Source organism: Bradyrhizobium commune (genome assembly GCF_015624505.1).
Taxonomy (GTDB): Bacteria; Pseudomonadota; Alphaproteobacteria; order Rhizobiales; family Xanthobacteraceae; genus Bradyrhizobium; species Bradyrhizobium commune.
Genome location: NZ_CP061379.1, coordinates 851,949 through 864,612 on the forward strand (window position 1 = coordinate 851,949; position 12,664 = coordinate 864,612).

Consider the following 12,664-nt stretch of genomic DNA (forward strand, 5'->3'; position numbering starts at 1 on the left):
AGCCGCCGCCGCGTGGGGCCAGCGCGACGACGGCTCGGCCCAGCTCAGCGCGAGATCGAGCCGGTGCGGGTGTAGGTGTTGCCGGCCGGGCCGGTGCGGGTGACGTTGCGCGTGCAGCTTCCATTGGCGCAGCTGCCGGTCGCGGTGACGCTGGAGGTGCCGCGCGGACCGGAGCCGGTCGCCGAGCGCGTCCAGGCATTGGCGTCGGCGGCAGCGGCAACCGAAAGGGCGCCGATGACGAGGGAGGTGAGGAAGAACTTGGTCATGATCGTCGTCTCCTTGTGGGGGCTGCCATGTGCGGAAGCCATGCGAGGAGACTGAGGCCGCGGCATCTCGGCCACATCGCCGGGAAGAAACGATTGTTATGGGTTTGTCGGACGCGTGTAACACTGTGTAACAACGGGCCTTGCGCCCTTGCGTGGCGCGCGCGGTCGGCCACAATGCGGCGATGAACGCGCAGGCAGCCACGATTCTGATGGTGGAGGACGATCCCGAGATCAGTCGCCTCGTCGCCGATTTCATGCGGCGCGAGGGGTTCGAGGTTGCCTGCGTCGGCGATGGCAAGGCGATGGACGCGATGCTCCAGCGCCTGCGGCCGGATCTCGTGATCCTCGACCTGATGCTGCCGGGCGAGGACGGGTTGTCGATCTGCCGCCGCTTGCGCACGGATGATTCCATCCCGATCCTGATGCTCACCGCCAAGAGCGACGAGATCGATCGCGTCGTCGGGCTCGAAATGGGCGCCGATGACTATCTCGCAAAGCCGTTCGGCCCTCGCGAGCTGTTGGCGCGGGTGCGCGCCATCTTGCGCCGCGCCAACGGCACGCCGGCAAAGCCCCTGGTGCGCCGCTTCACGTTCGATCGCTTCGTGATCGATCTCGATGCCCGCAGCGTCGAGACGGTCGAGGCCGAGATATCAGCGCTGCAATTGACCAGCGCCGAGTTCGACCTGCTCGGCTGCTTCGTGCAGCGGCCGCGCCGGGTGCTGACCCGCGACCAGATCCTCGACTGGACGCGCGGGCGATCGGCCGAACCGTTCGATCGCACGGTCGACATGCTGATCTCGCGGCTGCGCAAGAAGCTCGACGGCGCGAGCCCCGGCTCCAATCTGATCACGACGGTGCGCAATGGCGGCTATCTGTTCACCGCTGCCGTCAAGCAGGTCTCGTGATGCTGCGGGTGACGCTGGCCGCGCGGCTGGCCCTGATCGGCCTGATCGGATTCTCGGTGGTGGTCACCGTCGTGGTGGCGATCTTCTACCGCACCACGGTGCACGAGAACGCGCTGACGCGGCCCACGCCGGAGCGCCTCGATGCGCTGGCGACCTTGCTCGAGCGCACGGCCGCCGGCTCGCGGCAGTTGGTGCTGGACGCAGTGTCATCGCCGCAATTCATGGTGCGGATCATGCCGTCGGCCGCACCCGTCGGCGGCGAGACGCCGGAGCAGCAGCAACAATTGCGCGAGACCTATGCGGCCGGTCTTGCAGGGCGCTCCGTCGAGATCGTGTCGCCGCCCGATCATCGGGTCGCGCACCTGTTTCCACGCATCGCGCGGTTGATGGCCAACGCGATCGAATTCCGCATCGGCCTGCGCAGCGGCGAGCTCTTGATCATCGATGCCTATACCCGTCTGCCGGTGACGCCGCTCGGCCTGCCCGTCGGCTTTGGCGCAGGGCTGTTCGGATCGATCGTGGCGCTGCTGGCGTTGCTGGTCATGCAGCGCGAGACGCGGCCGCTGGCGCGGCTCGCAGCAGCCGTCGATCGCGTCGACCTGTCGGCCGATCCGCCGCCGCTGCCGGACGCAAAGCGCAGCGCGCCGGAGATCCGCGCCGTCATCGCTGCATTCAACCGTTTGCAGGGCCGGCTTGCCGAGATGCTGCGTGCGCGCATGACCTTGGTCGGCGGCATCGCCCATGATGTCAGGACGTTTGCCACGAGGCTGCGGCTGCGCGTCGAGCACATCCCCGACGATGCCGAGCGGCAGCGGGCGGTTGCCGATATCGACGACATGATCCGCCTGCTCGACGACGCGCTGTTGTCGACACGGGCGGGCGCCGGCGGCCTGTCGCAGGAAATGGTCGAGCTTGCCGCGCTGATCTCCGCCGAGGTGCACGATCGCCGCGCCCAGGGCGCCCCGGTCGATCTGGTCACCGACGAGCGCGCCCGCGACGCGATCGTGCTCGGCGACCGGCTGGCGCTGCGGCGGATCCTTGCCAACATCATCGACAACGCGCTCGCCTATGGCCATGCGGCGCATGTGCGGACGGCGTGGAAGGATGGTGCGGTCGTCGTGTCGATCGACGACGAGGGGGCGGGCATTCCCGCCGATCAGCGGCAGACCGTGCTGGAGCCGTTCCACCGGCTGGAGAAGTCGCGCAACCGCGGGACGGGCGGTGCCGGTCTTGGCCTCGCCGTGGTGCGCAGCCTGGTGGAGGCCCACGGCGGCACGATCGAAATTGCCGCGGCCTCGAGCGGTGGCACGCGGGTGACTATCGCGCTGCCGGTGTTTCGGCCGGGTTGAGCCTTATGCCGCCACCACTGCCGGGATCGGCAGCGTCGTGACCGACTTGATCTTCTCCATCGCGAAGCGCGAGGTGACGTTCTTCAGCGGCACGGCGCTGATCAATTTCTTGTAGAAGACATCATAGGCCTGCATGTCCGCGACCACGACGCGCAGCATGTAATCGACGTCGCCGGCCATGCGATAAAATTCCATCACCTCGGGCATGGCGCTGACGGCCTCGGCGAATCTCTTGAGCCAGGCGTCGGAATGGTCGGCGCTCTCGACCGAGACGAACACGGAGATGCCGAGCCCGATCTTGTTCTGATCGACCAGCGCGACCCGCTTGAGGATCACACCGTCCGCCTCCAGGCGCTGGATGCGCTTCCAGCAGGGGGTCGATGACAGTCCGACGCGATCGCCGATCTCGGCGACGGAAAGGGAGGCGTCCTCCTGGAGCACCATCAGGATCTTGCGGTCGATGGCATCGAGGCGGCGGTTGGTCTCGGGGATCTGGACAGCGGCATCGGTCATTTTGAAGAACTTTGTTTCATTATGGCGGCTAGTTTTCGTCATATAGAGAAAAATCTTCTACTGCAAGCCCATATTCTTGGCTGCGGGCCGGAACAGCTCTAAAGCCGATTTTGCAAAAACCTTTCAACTTCAATACGTTGCGGTGCGGCTGGGCCGCCGCCATGGCGCGTGCATTTCAGCGCCGCGGCGGCCGCGGCGAATCGCAGCGCCTCTCGCACGCCGCCGCCCTGGGCGAGCGCAAGCGTGAAGGCGCCGTGGAAGACGTCTCCAGCGCCGAGCGTATCCACGGCCTCGACCGGAAAGGCCGGCGTCTCCTCCAGTTCGTGCCTCTCGTTCAGCCAGATCGTGCCGCGCGGGCCGCGGGTGGCGGCGAGGAAAGCCGGCGTCAGGGTGGCCAGGCGCTTCAAGGCCTCACCATCGTCGGCCGCATCAGCCGTTTCTTGCACCTGCTCGCTGGCGAACAACAGATGCGAGGCGGCGGTGAAGAGGCCGTCTGTCAACGGCATCGCCCGGTCGACGCCGACGATGACGGCAATGCCGCGCCGGCGCGCCTCGGTGCAGAGATCGATGCAGAATGCGGCGCAACGGCTTTCGACGAGAACAGCCTGGCAATCGGCCAGCAGTTGGTCGGCATGCGCCAGCTTCACGGTCCACAGCGCGGGATCGCGATAGATCGTCAGCGTCCGCTCGCCGGACGGCTCGATCATGATCGCCGAGACCGGCGTCATCAGCCCTTTCATGCGCACGACATGCGTGGTCTCGATGCCTTCGGCGGCCATCCGCTCCCGGATGAAGCCGCTCGACGTCTCGCCGGCATCACCCATCGGGCCTGCGAAGGCGACACGGCCGCCGAGCCGCGCGATGGCGATTGCGGCATTGAGCGCGTTGCCGCCGCAGATTTCTGCGAGATGGCTGGCGTTGGCCTTGCTCCCACGGTCGGGCACGGCCTCGACACGAAAAGTGAGGTCGCGCACGGGAATGCCGATGCAGAGGATGCGCGGCGCGATCCCGGGTGCAGCCATTGGTGGTCAGCTCTTGTCGTGCACCCAGCGCCCGAGCAGGTGATGGGCGATGGCGAAGGGATGCGGACCGGCGAGCCCGTCCGGATGCGTCCGCGTCAGCATCTTTGCGGCCTCCTCGCGCGTGAACCAGCGCGCATCCTCGAGCTCCGAATGGTCGACGACGACATCCTCGTTCAGCGCCCGCGCGCTGCACCCGATCATCAACGACGACGGATAGGGCCAGGGTTGCGTCATGTAATAAGCGACGTCCGTGCAGTGGATTCCGGATTCTTCGAGGATCTCGCGGCGCACCGCGTCCTCGATCGTCTCGGCAGCCTCGACGAAGCCGGCAAGGCACGAATACATGCCCGGCGGAAACTGCTTCTGGCGGCCAAGCAGGCATTTGTCACCGGAGGCCACCAGCATGATCACGACCGGGTCGGTGCGCGGAAAGTGCTCGGCCTTGCAAGCGGGGCATTCGCGTTTCCAGCCGCCTTCCTTCATCGCGCTGCGGGTGCCGCAATTGGCGCAATAGCCGTGGCGCTGATGCCAGCCCACCATCGACTTCGCCATCGCGATCGCCGACAGCTCCTGTGGCGGGACCGCGCCCTGCATCGCCATGCCGCGCAGCTCGGTGATGCTGTAGTCCTCGCGGCCGATCAGCTTTTCGGCTGCGGCCTGCGGCATGCCCATGCCGAACATTGCGGCGCCGTCGCGCAAGCCCAGAAAGATCGTGCCGGGATTTGCGCCGCATTTCAGCGCCTCGTCGATTCCGAGCAGCGCGCGCACCTTGTCGCCCTCGCGCTTCACCAGCAGCGAGTCGCGGTAGACGACATAGGCGCGCGATGACGGCTTCTGCTCCATTGCGAACAGCTTTTCGTCATCGCGGCGCAGATGCGCGGCGCGGTCGAGGACATTGGTGACGAAGGCCGGCTGCCCCAGCGGAAACGAGTCGAATGCTGACATTTCTTGTTCTTTCAACCCAACCAGATTTTTCGGCGAAGCGCGCTGATGAAATTCTGCACTTCGGTGGCATCGTGCGCCAACGGCTTCATCACGCCCCAGACCGGGCGCGGCCAGGCGGCGTCACTGGTGCGGCGTGCGATGATGTGAACGTGAAGCTGCGGCACCAGATTGCCGAGTGCTGCGACATTGAGCTTGTCGCATTTGGTGATCTCCTTGAGCGCCCGCGAGACGCGCGAGATCTCCGTCATCAGCTGCGCCTGCTGCACCTCGTCGAGATCGATGATCTCGACGGCGTCAGGCCGCCGCGGCACCAGCAGCAGCCAGGGATAATGCGCGTCCTTGATGACCAGCACCTTCGACAGCGGCAGATCGCCGATGTCGATGGTGTCCTCTTTCAGGCGGGAGTGCAGCGACCAGGCGGGATCGGACATATGCGTTTCCGGACGGCCCGATGCGGGCGGGCGTGTTGGCGCCGACCATACGACAGGGAGTTGGCGGGGGGAAGGTGAGGGCTCCGCAGGGGCCGCATGCTCTGTTGTCGTCCCGGCGAAGGCCGGGACCCATACCCACAGGAAGAAGTTTGGCGAAAGCTCGTAGTGAAGTCTTGCCACGGTACGACTGCCTGCGCTCATCGATAGATCACGCGGTATGGGTCCCGGCCTTCGCCGGGACGACAGCGACCTACCCCTCCGCCAGCACCCGCGCATTGGCGCGGATCGAGGCTTCGCTGACGCCAATCCCGAGGCCCGGGCCGTCGGGCACGACAACGTGACCTCCGCGATTGGCAACGCGCTCCTCCAGCACATCCTCCGTCAGCACGTGATGCGGCATGTAGAATTCGCAGCCGAGCGAGATACCCGGCGTCGCCGCGATCAGCTGCGTGCCGGCGGCGAGCCCAATGCCGCCCTCCCACAGCGTGCCGCCATAGCCGGGCAAGCCGGCGATGTCGGCGATCGCCATGATGGCCTGGGCCTCGAACAGGCCGCCGGCCTTCATCAGCTTGACCGAGACGGCATCGGCCGCCTCGCGGCGCACCACCTCCATCATGTCGCGGCGGTCGAAACAGCTTTCGTCGGCGAGCACGGGTGTTTCCAAAGCCGCGGTGAGCTGCGCCATCACGTCGAGATATTTGCGCGGCACCGGCTGCTCGATAAAGGTCGGCGCAAATTGCTCGACGTCGCGCAGGATCTTGATGGCGCCGAACGGCGCTAAGGCCTGGTTGTAGTCGACGCGTAGATCGACCTTGTCGCCGAACTCTTTCCGGATCGCTTCGAGGTGGTCGAGGTCCTCGCGATGCGGTTTCACCCCGGTCTTGACCTTGTAGATGACATTGCCGTCCGGGACCATCTTTCGCATGCGGTCGAGATCGGCAGCGAAATCCGGGTCTGCGATCGAGAAGGAGAGGGGGATAGTGTCGCGCACCCGACCGCCAAGGAGATCGGCGACTGACAGCCCCGACGATTTCCCGACGATGTCGAGCAGCGCCATCTCGATTGCGACCTTCGCTTCGGCATGTCCGACCAGCGCGCGGTCGAGATCGGCCATCAGCGCGCGGATGCGGCGCACGGGCTTGCCCAGCAGGATCGGCCGCAAATAGATGTCGAGCGCGGAGAACGCCGCCTCCGGCGTTCCCGTAAAGACCTCCCACGGCGCCGCCTCGCCCCAGCCGATCAGGCCGTCGCTCGAGGTGAGCTCGATCAGCACGCGCTTGACCGTGCCCTTGACGTTGCCGACGCCTTGCAAGCGCGCCATCTTGATCGGGCTCTCGATCAAAAACAGCCGGATGCGTTCGACCGTTGCTTCGGTCATGTCAGGCCTCCATTGACGTGCCAGACCTGGCCGGTGACGTAGGATGCTATTGGCGATGCGAGGAAGGCGATGATCTCGGCGACTTCCTCGGGCCGCCCGCGGCGGCGCATCGGAATCAGCGCCTCGGTCGCGGCGATCTGCTCGGGCGAGAGCCGGCTCTCGCTCGGCTTGTCCTTGATGATGAGACCCGGCGCCACTGCGTTGACGGTGATGCCGTCTTTGGCGAGCTCGACTGCGGTGAGCCGCACCAACGCTTCCAGCGCGGCGCGACTCGCGGCGGTGGCTGCGAACGGCGCAAATTCAGGCCGGATCGCGTGCGCGACGAAGGAGGACACGGCCACGATGCGCGCATCGCGCCCGGCGCGCAGCAGCGGCAGCGCGGCCTCGACCATCCGCGTGAACGCGAGTGCCGATTCATCCATCGCCTGCCGGAACTGATCCGCCGGCGTGCCGATCGCGCTGCCGCGGCGGGCATGGCCGCCAACAAGGATCAATCCGTCGAGCCGGCCGAAGGCGGCTTGTGCAGCGGCGACGGCATCGGTGATGGCCGCTTCCTCCGCAAGGTCGCCGAGGCACTTTGTCGCCACAGCGCCTTTCGCTTCGGCGTCCGCCGCGGTGGCATCGAGGCCTTCCGCGTTCGCACGCGTGTGCAGCAGCAGCGCAGTGCCGGAGCCTGCGAGCAGTCTTGCGGTGGCGCGACCGATGCCGCTGGCGGCGCCGGTGACGAGGTAAACGCGGTCGAAATCAGGCATCACGGTGCAGTGGTGGCCGGCGGCAGCGCGCCGTTCCGGTGGAAATGACTGAGGAAGGCGCGCGTTGCGGCCTCCTGCGGATTGTCGATCACCTGCCGCGCCGGGCCCTCCTCGACGACGACACCGTCGCGCATGAAGATGAGCCGGTTGGCGACCTCGCGGGCAAAGGCGATCTCGTGGGTCACGATTACCATGGTCATGCCTTCGGACGCGAGCCGCTGCATCACGGCGAGCACCTCGCCGACGAGCTCGGGGTCGAGCGCGGAGGTGGCCTCGTCGAACAGCATGACATCCGGCTCCATCGCCAGCGCACGGGCGATGGCGACGCGCTGCTTCTGTCCGCCGGACAGCGTCGCCGGATATTGATCCGCCTTCTCGGCGAGGCCGACTTTTGCGAGCTGCGCGCGCGCGAGTTTCTCGGCGTCCGCCTTGGCCATGCGTCGCACCGTGACCGGTCCCTCCATCACGTTCTGGAGCGTCGTCATGTGCGGGAACAGATTGAAGTGCTGGAACACCATGCCGGTGGTGGCGCGGAATTTGGCCAGCGTCTTCACGCCGGGCAGCTTCGTGCCCTCGCCGAACTGGAAGCTTGTATCGCCGACGCGGACGCTGCCGCCGTCGGGCACGACCAGCAGGTTGATGCAGCGGAGCAGCGTCGACTTGCCGGAGCCGGACGGGCCGATCAGCGCCACCACGCCGCCCTTGGCGACGTCGAGATTGATGTTCTTCAGAACCGCGTTGCTGCCAAAGCTCTTGCGTAAGGCCCGGATCTCGATTTTCGAGGTGTTGTTGGAAGTCTCGCTCATTCGCCGACCGCCAGGTGCTTCTCGCCGCGGCGGACGATGATGGTGAGCGGAATCAGGATCGCCGCATAGGCAACCGCGACCGCAGTGTAGGTCTCCAGCGGCCGGTAGCTGTCATGGGCGGCGACCTGGCTCTGATAGACCAGGTCGGGCACCGCCAGCACCGAGACCAGCGAGGTGTTCTTGAACTGGATGATCGACTGGTTCATCAGCGCCGGGATCATGCGCTTGATCGCCTGCGGCAGCACGATGCGCCGCATGGCCTGGATCGGCGTCATGCCGAGTGCGGCGCCGGCCTCCGACTGGCCCCGGTCGATCGAGACGATGCCGCCGCGGATGATCTCCGAATAGAACGAGCCGCCATAGAGCGACAGCGCCAGCGCCGACGCCGTGATCGGCGTCATCTCGACACCGGCCAGGATCGGCAGCGCGTAATAGAACCAGATCAGCTGCACCAGGATCGGCGTGCAGCGGAATGCCTCGATGAAGGTGAGAGCGAGGAGACGCACGGCCTTGATGCGTGACAGGCTGCCGAAGGCGCCGAACAGGCCGAACAATAGCCCGAGCACGACGATGACGACGGTGAAGCCGACGGTGACGCCAAGCCCGTTGAGAAAGAGCCAGCGATAGCTCCAGAGAATGCCGAAGTCCCACTGATACATATTCTTTCGGACCTCAGTCGCGTAATGGCTTGGAAAGTTCGAGCCGCGCGCTCACTGCACCTCTCCCGCTTGCGGGAGAGGTCGGCGCGAAGCGCCGGGTGAGGGCTCCATCCGCTTGGGGAGTCTCCCTAGCGGAGACACCCTCACCCCAGCCCTCTCCCGCAAGCGGGAGAGGGAGTAGAGCGGTGCGTGCGGATCGAGACTGCCCCAAGTGCGCGATACCTTACAGCGAAACGCCCGGCGGAATGTCCGCCTCCGTCACGCCGACCAGCTCCATGTTGGTGATGATGGCGTTGCGGATGAAGCCGAGGCCCTTGTTGAAGTCGATCCAGGTGTTGACGTAGTCGCGCCAGGTCTTGTCGGTCTCGCGGCGGAAGCCGGCATTCGACGTGGTGGCGAAGATCGGCGTCGGCAGCACAAACTGGCCAAGCGAGGGGTTCTTCTTCAGCACGGTCAGCGACAGCATGGTGATCAGGCACTGCGCGTCGACGCGGCCGGTCTGGAGCGCGGCGGTGGCGTCGTCCGCGGTCTTCAGCCGCGAGATCTGCGCCTTCGGTGTCAGGCGGCTGACGACCTGGTCATGCGAGGAGCCCTGGTCGACCGCGATCTTGATGTCGGGCGAGTTCAACTCGGCCCAGCTCTTCGGCTTGAAGTCCTTTTTGCACAAAATGCCGAAGGCGTTGTTGAAGACCGGCACCGAGAAGTCGATCACCAGCGCGCGCTTCGGGGTCGGGTTGAGGCCGAAGAAGATGTCGATCTTGTTGGACTGGAGGTCGAGCACCGAATTGCCCCAGGTGGTCTCGGTGATATCGAGCTCGGCCTCCATGTCGTCGGCCAGCGCTTTCGCGATGTCGACGTAAAAGCCCTTCCACTGGCCGCTGGCGAGGTCCTTCATGTAATAGGGCGCGCCGCCGCCGACGGCGCCGATCCGCATCTTCTTGGTGCGCCGGATGCGGGCAAAGGTCGATTCGTTCGGATCGGCTGCCTGGGCCACGGCCGGCGAGGTCAGCGTGCCCGCGGCGGCTGCGCCAAGGGCGCCAAGCCCGACAATCGATGCAACATCTCGACGTGTAACCATTGGGACCAATCGCTTTTCTGGTTGGATGGAGTTCCGCTGGGCGTTCTTACCAAGGCGGCCCCAGCAGTGAAAGCACAGCCTATCGGCTGGGCAGGTCCGGAATTGCCCGGATGCTGGGCAAGATCAAGCCGTTCAAGGCGATACCCGCTTGCTTTCCGCTCCCTTTGGCTCCAAATAGGGACCGGGAGATTGGCGGTGGACGAGCCACTCGCCAACCGGGTCAGGTCCGGAAGGAAGCAGCCCTAACGAGGTCCGGATCGGGTCGCTCGTCAGTCTCCTGCCTGTTTTTTTCGAGCGAATTGCGCCGGCGGGCTTCCCGCCAGCGCGCTCCTGTCCGCAAAAGCCAGCCGAGAGACATTCCATTGCGGATCGACCGATGACCGACGCTGGCGCCCCTTCCAATCCTGACAGCGCCGGCCAGGCAACGCCCTACCGGGTTCTGGCGCGCAAATACCGCCCCTCCAATTTCGACGATCTAATCGGCCAGGAGGCCGTGGTCCGCACCGTTTCCAATGCGTTCGAGACCGGGCGCATTCCGCAGGCCTGGATCCTCACCGGCGTCCGCGGCGTCGGCAAGACCACCACCGCGCGTATCCTGGCCCGTGCGCTCAACTACGAGATGCCGGACGGCTCGGTGAAGGGTCCGACCATCCACATGCCGACGCTGGGCGTGCATTGCCAGGCGATCATGGAAAGCCGGCACATGGATGTGCTGGAGATGGACGCTGCGTCGCACACCGGCGTCGACGACGTCCGCCAGATCAATGACAGCGTGCGCTACGCGCCGGCGAGCGCCCGCTACAAGGTCTACATCATCGACGAAGTCCATATGCTGTCGACGGCGGCGTTCAACGCCTTCCTGAAGACGCTGGAGGAGCCGCCGGAGCACGCCAAGTTCGTGTTCGCCACGACGGAGATTCGCAAGGTTCCGGTCACCGTGCTGTCGCGCTGCCAGCGGTTTGATCTTCGCCGCGTCGAGGCGGACGTGCTGATGAAGCATCTCGCCAACATCGCGGCCAAGGAAAGCGTCGAGATCGAGCCGGAGGCGCTCGGCATCATCGCGCGCGCGGCCGAAGGCTCGGTGCGCGATTCGCTGTCGCTGCTCGACCAGGCGATCGCACATGCGGCGGGAGCCGTGAAGGCCGATGCGGTCAGGCAGATGCTGGGCCTTGCCGACCGCACCCGCGTCATCGATCTCTTCGATTCGCTCGCGCGCGGCGACATCGCGAGCGCCTTCAAGGAATTCCGCGACCAGTACGATGTCGGGGCCGATCCGATCGTCGTGCTTTCGGACCTTGCCGAATTCGTCAATTTCGTCACCCGCGTGAAGTTCGTGCCGGCAACTGCCGACAACGTCGCCTATGGCGAGACCGAGCGCGTGCGCGCGAAGGATTTCGCCTCGAAGATTTCCAATCGCGTGCTGGCGCGGATGTGGCAGATGCTGCTCAAGGGCATCACCGAGGTGCAGGGTGCGACGCGCCCCGCCGCGGCCGCTGAAATGGTGCTGGTGCGTATCGCCTATGTCGCGGATCTGCCGACGCCGGACGAAGCGATCAGGATGCTGGAGCAGAACGGCGGCAGCTCACCGGTCGTGAGCGGCGGCAGTGCGGCGCGCAGCGGGCCGGGTGCGCCGATGGCCTCCGCGGCACCGGTCGCGTCAGCCGCGCCCGTTCGCATGCCGACCTCGTCGTCATCAGCGTTCGGCGGCGGTGCTGCCCGGCCGCAGATGGCGGCGCCTGCGCCGGATCCGCAAGCTGCGGCGCCTCAGCTGCGTATCACCAGCTTCGCCCAGCTCGTCGCGTTGGCCGGCCAGAGGCGTGACCTCATGACCAAGGGCGCGCTTGAAGGCGACATGCGGCTCGTGCGTTTCGAGGAGGGCCGGCTGGAGGTCGCGCTCGAGCCGAACGCGTCGAAAACGATGATCAGCGAGCTCGCGCGAAAATTCGAACTCTGGACCGGCCGCCGCTGGACCGTGATCGTCTCCAATGAACAGGGCCAGCCGACGCTGCGCTCGGTCAACCAGGCCGCCAAGCAGGAACATGCGCGCACCGCCGAGGCCGATCCGCGCATCCAGGAAGTGCTGTCGCGTTTCCCCGGTGCGAAGGTCGTCGAGGTCCGCAGGCTTGCCCCCGAGACGCCGGAATCCAATATTAACGCCGACTACGGCAGTGATGATCCGCCCGACGGTTCCGACGCCGACGACGATCTCTGAGCCAACCTTTTCAAGGACAGACAGCCATGGCTGATTTTCTCGGCATGATGAAGCAGGCGGCGCAGCTGCAATCCAAGATGCAGGAGATGCAGGAGCAGCTTGCCAATGTGGAAGTCGAAGGTATCTCCGGCGGCGGTCTCGTCGCCGTGCGCATGACCGCGAAGATGGACGTCAAGGGCGTCAAGATCGATCCTTCGTTGATGAAGGCTGAGGAGCGCGAGGTGCTGGAAGATCTGCTCGTCACCGCGTTCGGCGATGCGCGCCGCAAGGCGGAGACGGCGATGCAGGAGAAGATGCAGTCGCTCACCGGCGGGCTCGGCCTGCCGCCGGGGCTGTTCGGCCAATAAC

The 12,664-nt window shown here is 65.9% G+C and carries 14 protein-coding genes and 1 other RNA gene; 5 read left to right on the plus strand and 10 right to left on the minus strand.

Annotated elements, in window-relative coordinates; genetic code table 11:
* Nucleotides 1–44: 44 nt before the first annotated feature.
* Complete coding sequence (locus IC761_RS36060) at nucleotides 45–266, minus strand: hypothetical protein (RefSeq protein WP_195802011.1); 222 nt, start codon at nucleotides 264–266, stop codon at nucleotides 45–47.
* Nucleotides 267–448: 182 nt separating this feature from the next.
* Between IC761_RS36060 and IC761_RS04030 the strand changes: the two genes are divergently transcribed.
* Complete coding sequence (locus IC761_RS04030; protein WP_195804542.1) at nucleotides 449–1,171, plus strand: response regulator; 723 nt, start codon at nucleotides 449–451, stop codon at nucleotides 1,169–1,171.
* Nucleotides 1,171–2,520, plus strand: a complete 1,350-nt coding sequence (locus tag IC761_RS04035; RefSeq protein WP_195802012.1) for a sensor histidine kinase — start codon at nucleotides 1,171–1,173, stop codon at nucleotides 2,518–2,520. Before IC761_RS04030 ends, IC761_RS04035 begins: the two co-directional genes overlap by 1 nt.
* Nucleotides 2,521–2,523: 3 nt before the next feature.
* Here IC761_RS04035 and IC761_RS04040 read toward each other — a convergent pair whose 3' ends face one another.
* The 9 genes from IC761_RS04040 to IC761_RS04080 all read right to left on the minus strand — a co-directional run bounded on the left by IC761_RS04040 (nucleotide 2,524) and on the right by IC761_RS04080 (nucleotide 10,104).
* The gene (locus IC761_RS04040) at nucleotides 2,524–3,033 is read right to left on the minus strand and encodes an Lrp/AsnC family transcriptional regulator (protein ID WP_195802013.1); all 510 of its coding nucleotides are present in this window, start codon (nucleotides 3,031–3,033) and stop codon (nucleotides 2,524–2,526) included.
* Nucleotides 3,034–3,131: 98 nt separating this feature from the next.
* On the minus strand, nucleotides 3,132–4,055 hold the full coding sequence (locus IC761_RS04045) for a sugar kinase (protein ID WP_195802014.1): 924 nt from the start codon (nucleotides 4,053–4,055) through the stop codon (nucleotides 3,132–3,134).
* Nucleotides 4,056–4,061: 6 nt separating this feature from the next.
* Nucleotides 4,062–5,000 (minus strand): NAD(+) diphosphatase, encoded by a 939-nt coding sequence (gene nudC / locus IC761_RS04050; RefSeq protein ID WP_195802015.1) that lies wholly within the window; start codon nucleotides 4,998–5,000, stop codon nucleotides 4,062–4,064.
* Between the two features lie 11 nt (nucleotides 5,001–5,011).
* Nucleotides 5,012–5,431, minus strand: coding sequence for an HIT domain-containing protein (locus tag IC761_RS04055; RefSeq protein WP_195802016.1), 420 nt, complete (start codon nucleotides 5,429–5,431; stop codon nucleotides 5,012–5,014).
* Between the two features lie 250 nt (nucleotides 5,432–5,681).
* The gene (locus tag IC761_RS04060) at nucleotides 5,682–6,809 is read right to left on the minus strand and encodes a muconate cycloisomerase family protein (RefSeq protein ID WP_195802017.1); all 1,128 of its coding nucleotides are present in this window, start codon (nucleotides 6,807–6,809) and stop codon (nucleotides 5,682–5,684) included.
* The gene (locus IC761_RS04065; protein WP_195802018.1) at nucleotides 6,806–7,561 is read right to left on the minus strand and encodes an SDR family NAD(P)-dependent oxidoreductase; all 756 of its coding nucleotides are present in this window, start codon (nucleotides 7,559–7,561) and stop codon (nucleotides 6,806–6,808) included. Before IC761_RS04065 ends, IC761_RS04060 begins: the two co-directional genes overlap by 4 nt.
* Nucleotides 7,561–8,367: an amino acid ABC transporter ATP-binding protein gene (locus IC761_RS04070; protein ID WP_195802019.1), complete on the minus strand. Its 807-nt coding sequence runs from the start codon at nucleotides 8,365–8,367 to the stop codon at nucleotides 7,561–7,563. The genes IC761_RS04065 and IC761_RS04070 overlap by 1 nt, the downstream gene beginning before the upstream one ends.
* Nucleotides 8,364–9,026: an amino acid ABC transporter permease gene (locus IC761_RS04075; RefSeq protein ID WP_195802020.1), complete on the minus strand. Its 663-nt coding sequence runs from the start codon at nucleotides 9,024–9,026 to the stop codon at nucleotides 8,364–8,366. Before IC761_RS04075 ends, IC761_RS04070 begins: the two co-directional genes overlap by 4 nt.
* A 223-nt stretch (nucleotides 9,027–9,249) precedes the next feature.
* Nucleotides 9,250–10,104, minus strand: coding sequence for a transporter substrate-binding domain-containing protein (locus IC761_RS04080; protein WP_195802021.1), 855 nt, complete (start codon nucleotides 10,102–10,104; stop codon nucleotides 9,250–9,252).
* 184 nt (nucleotides 10,105–10,288) lie between these two features.
* Here IC761_RS04080 and ffs point away from each other — a divergent pair.
* The 3 genes from ffs (at nucleotide 10,289) to IC761_RS04095 (ending at nucleotide 12,663) form a co-directional block, all read left to right on the plus strand.
* Nucleotides 10,289–10,385: signal recognition particle sRNA small type (gene ffs / locus IC761_RS04085), an RNA gene on the plus strand.
* Between the two features lie 95 nt (nucleotides 10,386–10,480).
* Nucleotides 10,481–12,316, plus strand: coding sequence for a DNA polymerase III subunit gamma/tau (locus tag IC761_RS04090; RefSeq protein ID WP_195802022.1), 1,836 nt, complete (start codon nucleotides 10,481–10,483; stop codon nucleotides 12,314–12,316).
* A 26-nt stretch (nucleotides 12,317–12,342) separates the two neighbouring features.
* A complete protein-coding gene (locus tag IC761_RS04095) occupies nucleotides 12,343–12,663 on the plus strand; it encodes a YbaB/EbfC family nucleoid-associated protein (RefSeq protein ID WP_195802023.1) in 321 nt (106 codons plus the stop codon).
* Nucleotide 12,664: the final 1 nt, after the last annotated feature.

Excerpts from the sequence above, each read along its gene's own strand:
- IC761_RS04070 (WP_195802019.1), bottom strand. The coding sequence starts at position 8,367 with ATGAGCGAGACTTCCAACAACACCTCGAAAATCGAGATCCGGGCCTTA.
- IC761_RS04040 (WP_195802013.1), bottom strand. The coding sequence starts at position 3,033 with ATGACCGATGCCGCTGTCCAGATCCCCGAGACCAACCGCCGCCTCGAT.
- IC761_RS04095 (WP_195802023.1), top strand. The coding sequence starts at position 12,343 with ATGGCTGATTTTCTCGGCATGATGAAGCAGGCGGCGCAGCTGCAATCC.
- IC761_RS04080 (WP_195802021.1), bottom strand. The coding sequence starts at position 10,104 with ATGGTTACACGTCGAGATGTTGCATCGATTGTCGGGCTTGGCGCCCTT.
- IC761_RS04030 (WP_195804542.1), top strand. The coding sequence starts at position 449 with ATGAACGCGCAGGCAGCCACGATTCTGATGGTGGAGGACGATCCCGAG.
- IC761_RS04075 (WP_195802020.1), bottom strand. The coding sequence starts at position 9,026 with ATGTATCAGTGGGACTTCGGCATTCTCTGGAGCTATCGCTGGCTCTTT.
- IC761_RS04065 (WP_195802018.1), bottom strand. The coding sequence starts at position 7,561 with ATGCCTGATTTCGACCGCGTTTACCTCGTCACCGGCGCCGCCAGCGGC.
- IC761_RS04035 (WP_195802012.1), top strand. The coding sequence starts at position 1,171 with ATGCTGCGGGTGACGCTGGCCGCGCGGCTGGCCCTGATCGGCCTGATC.
- IC761_RS04090 (WP_195802022.1), top strand. The coding sequence starts at position 10,481 with ATGACCGACGCTGGCGCCCCTTCCAATCCTGACAGCGCCGGCCAGGCA.
- nudC (WP_195802015.1), bottom strand. The coding sequence starts at position 5,000 with ATGTCAGCATTCGACTCGTTTCCGCTGGGGCAGCCGGCCTTCGTCACC.
- IC761_RS04045 (WP_195802014.1), bottom strand. The coding sequence starts at position 4,055 with ATGGCTGCACCCGGGATCGCGCCGCGCATCCTCTGCATCGGCATTCCC.
- IC761_RS04055 (WP_195802016.1), bottom strand. The coding sequence starts at position 5,431 with ATGTCCGATCCCGCCTGGTCGCTGCACTCCCGCCTGAAAGAGGACACC.
- IC761_RS04060 (WP_195802017.1), bottom strand. The coding sequence starts at position 6,809 with ATGACCGAAGCAACGGTCGAACGCATCCGGCTGTTTTTGATCGAGAGC.
- IC761_RS36060 (WP_195802011.1), bottom strand. The coding sequence starts at position 266 with ATGACCAAGTTCTTCCTCACCTCCCTCGTCATCGGCGCCCTTTCGGTT.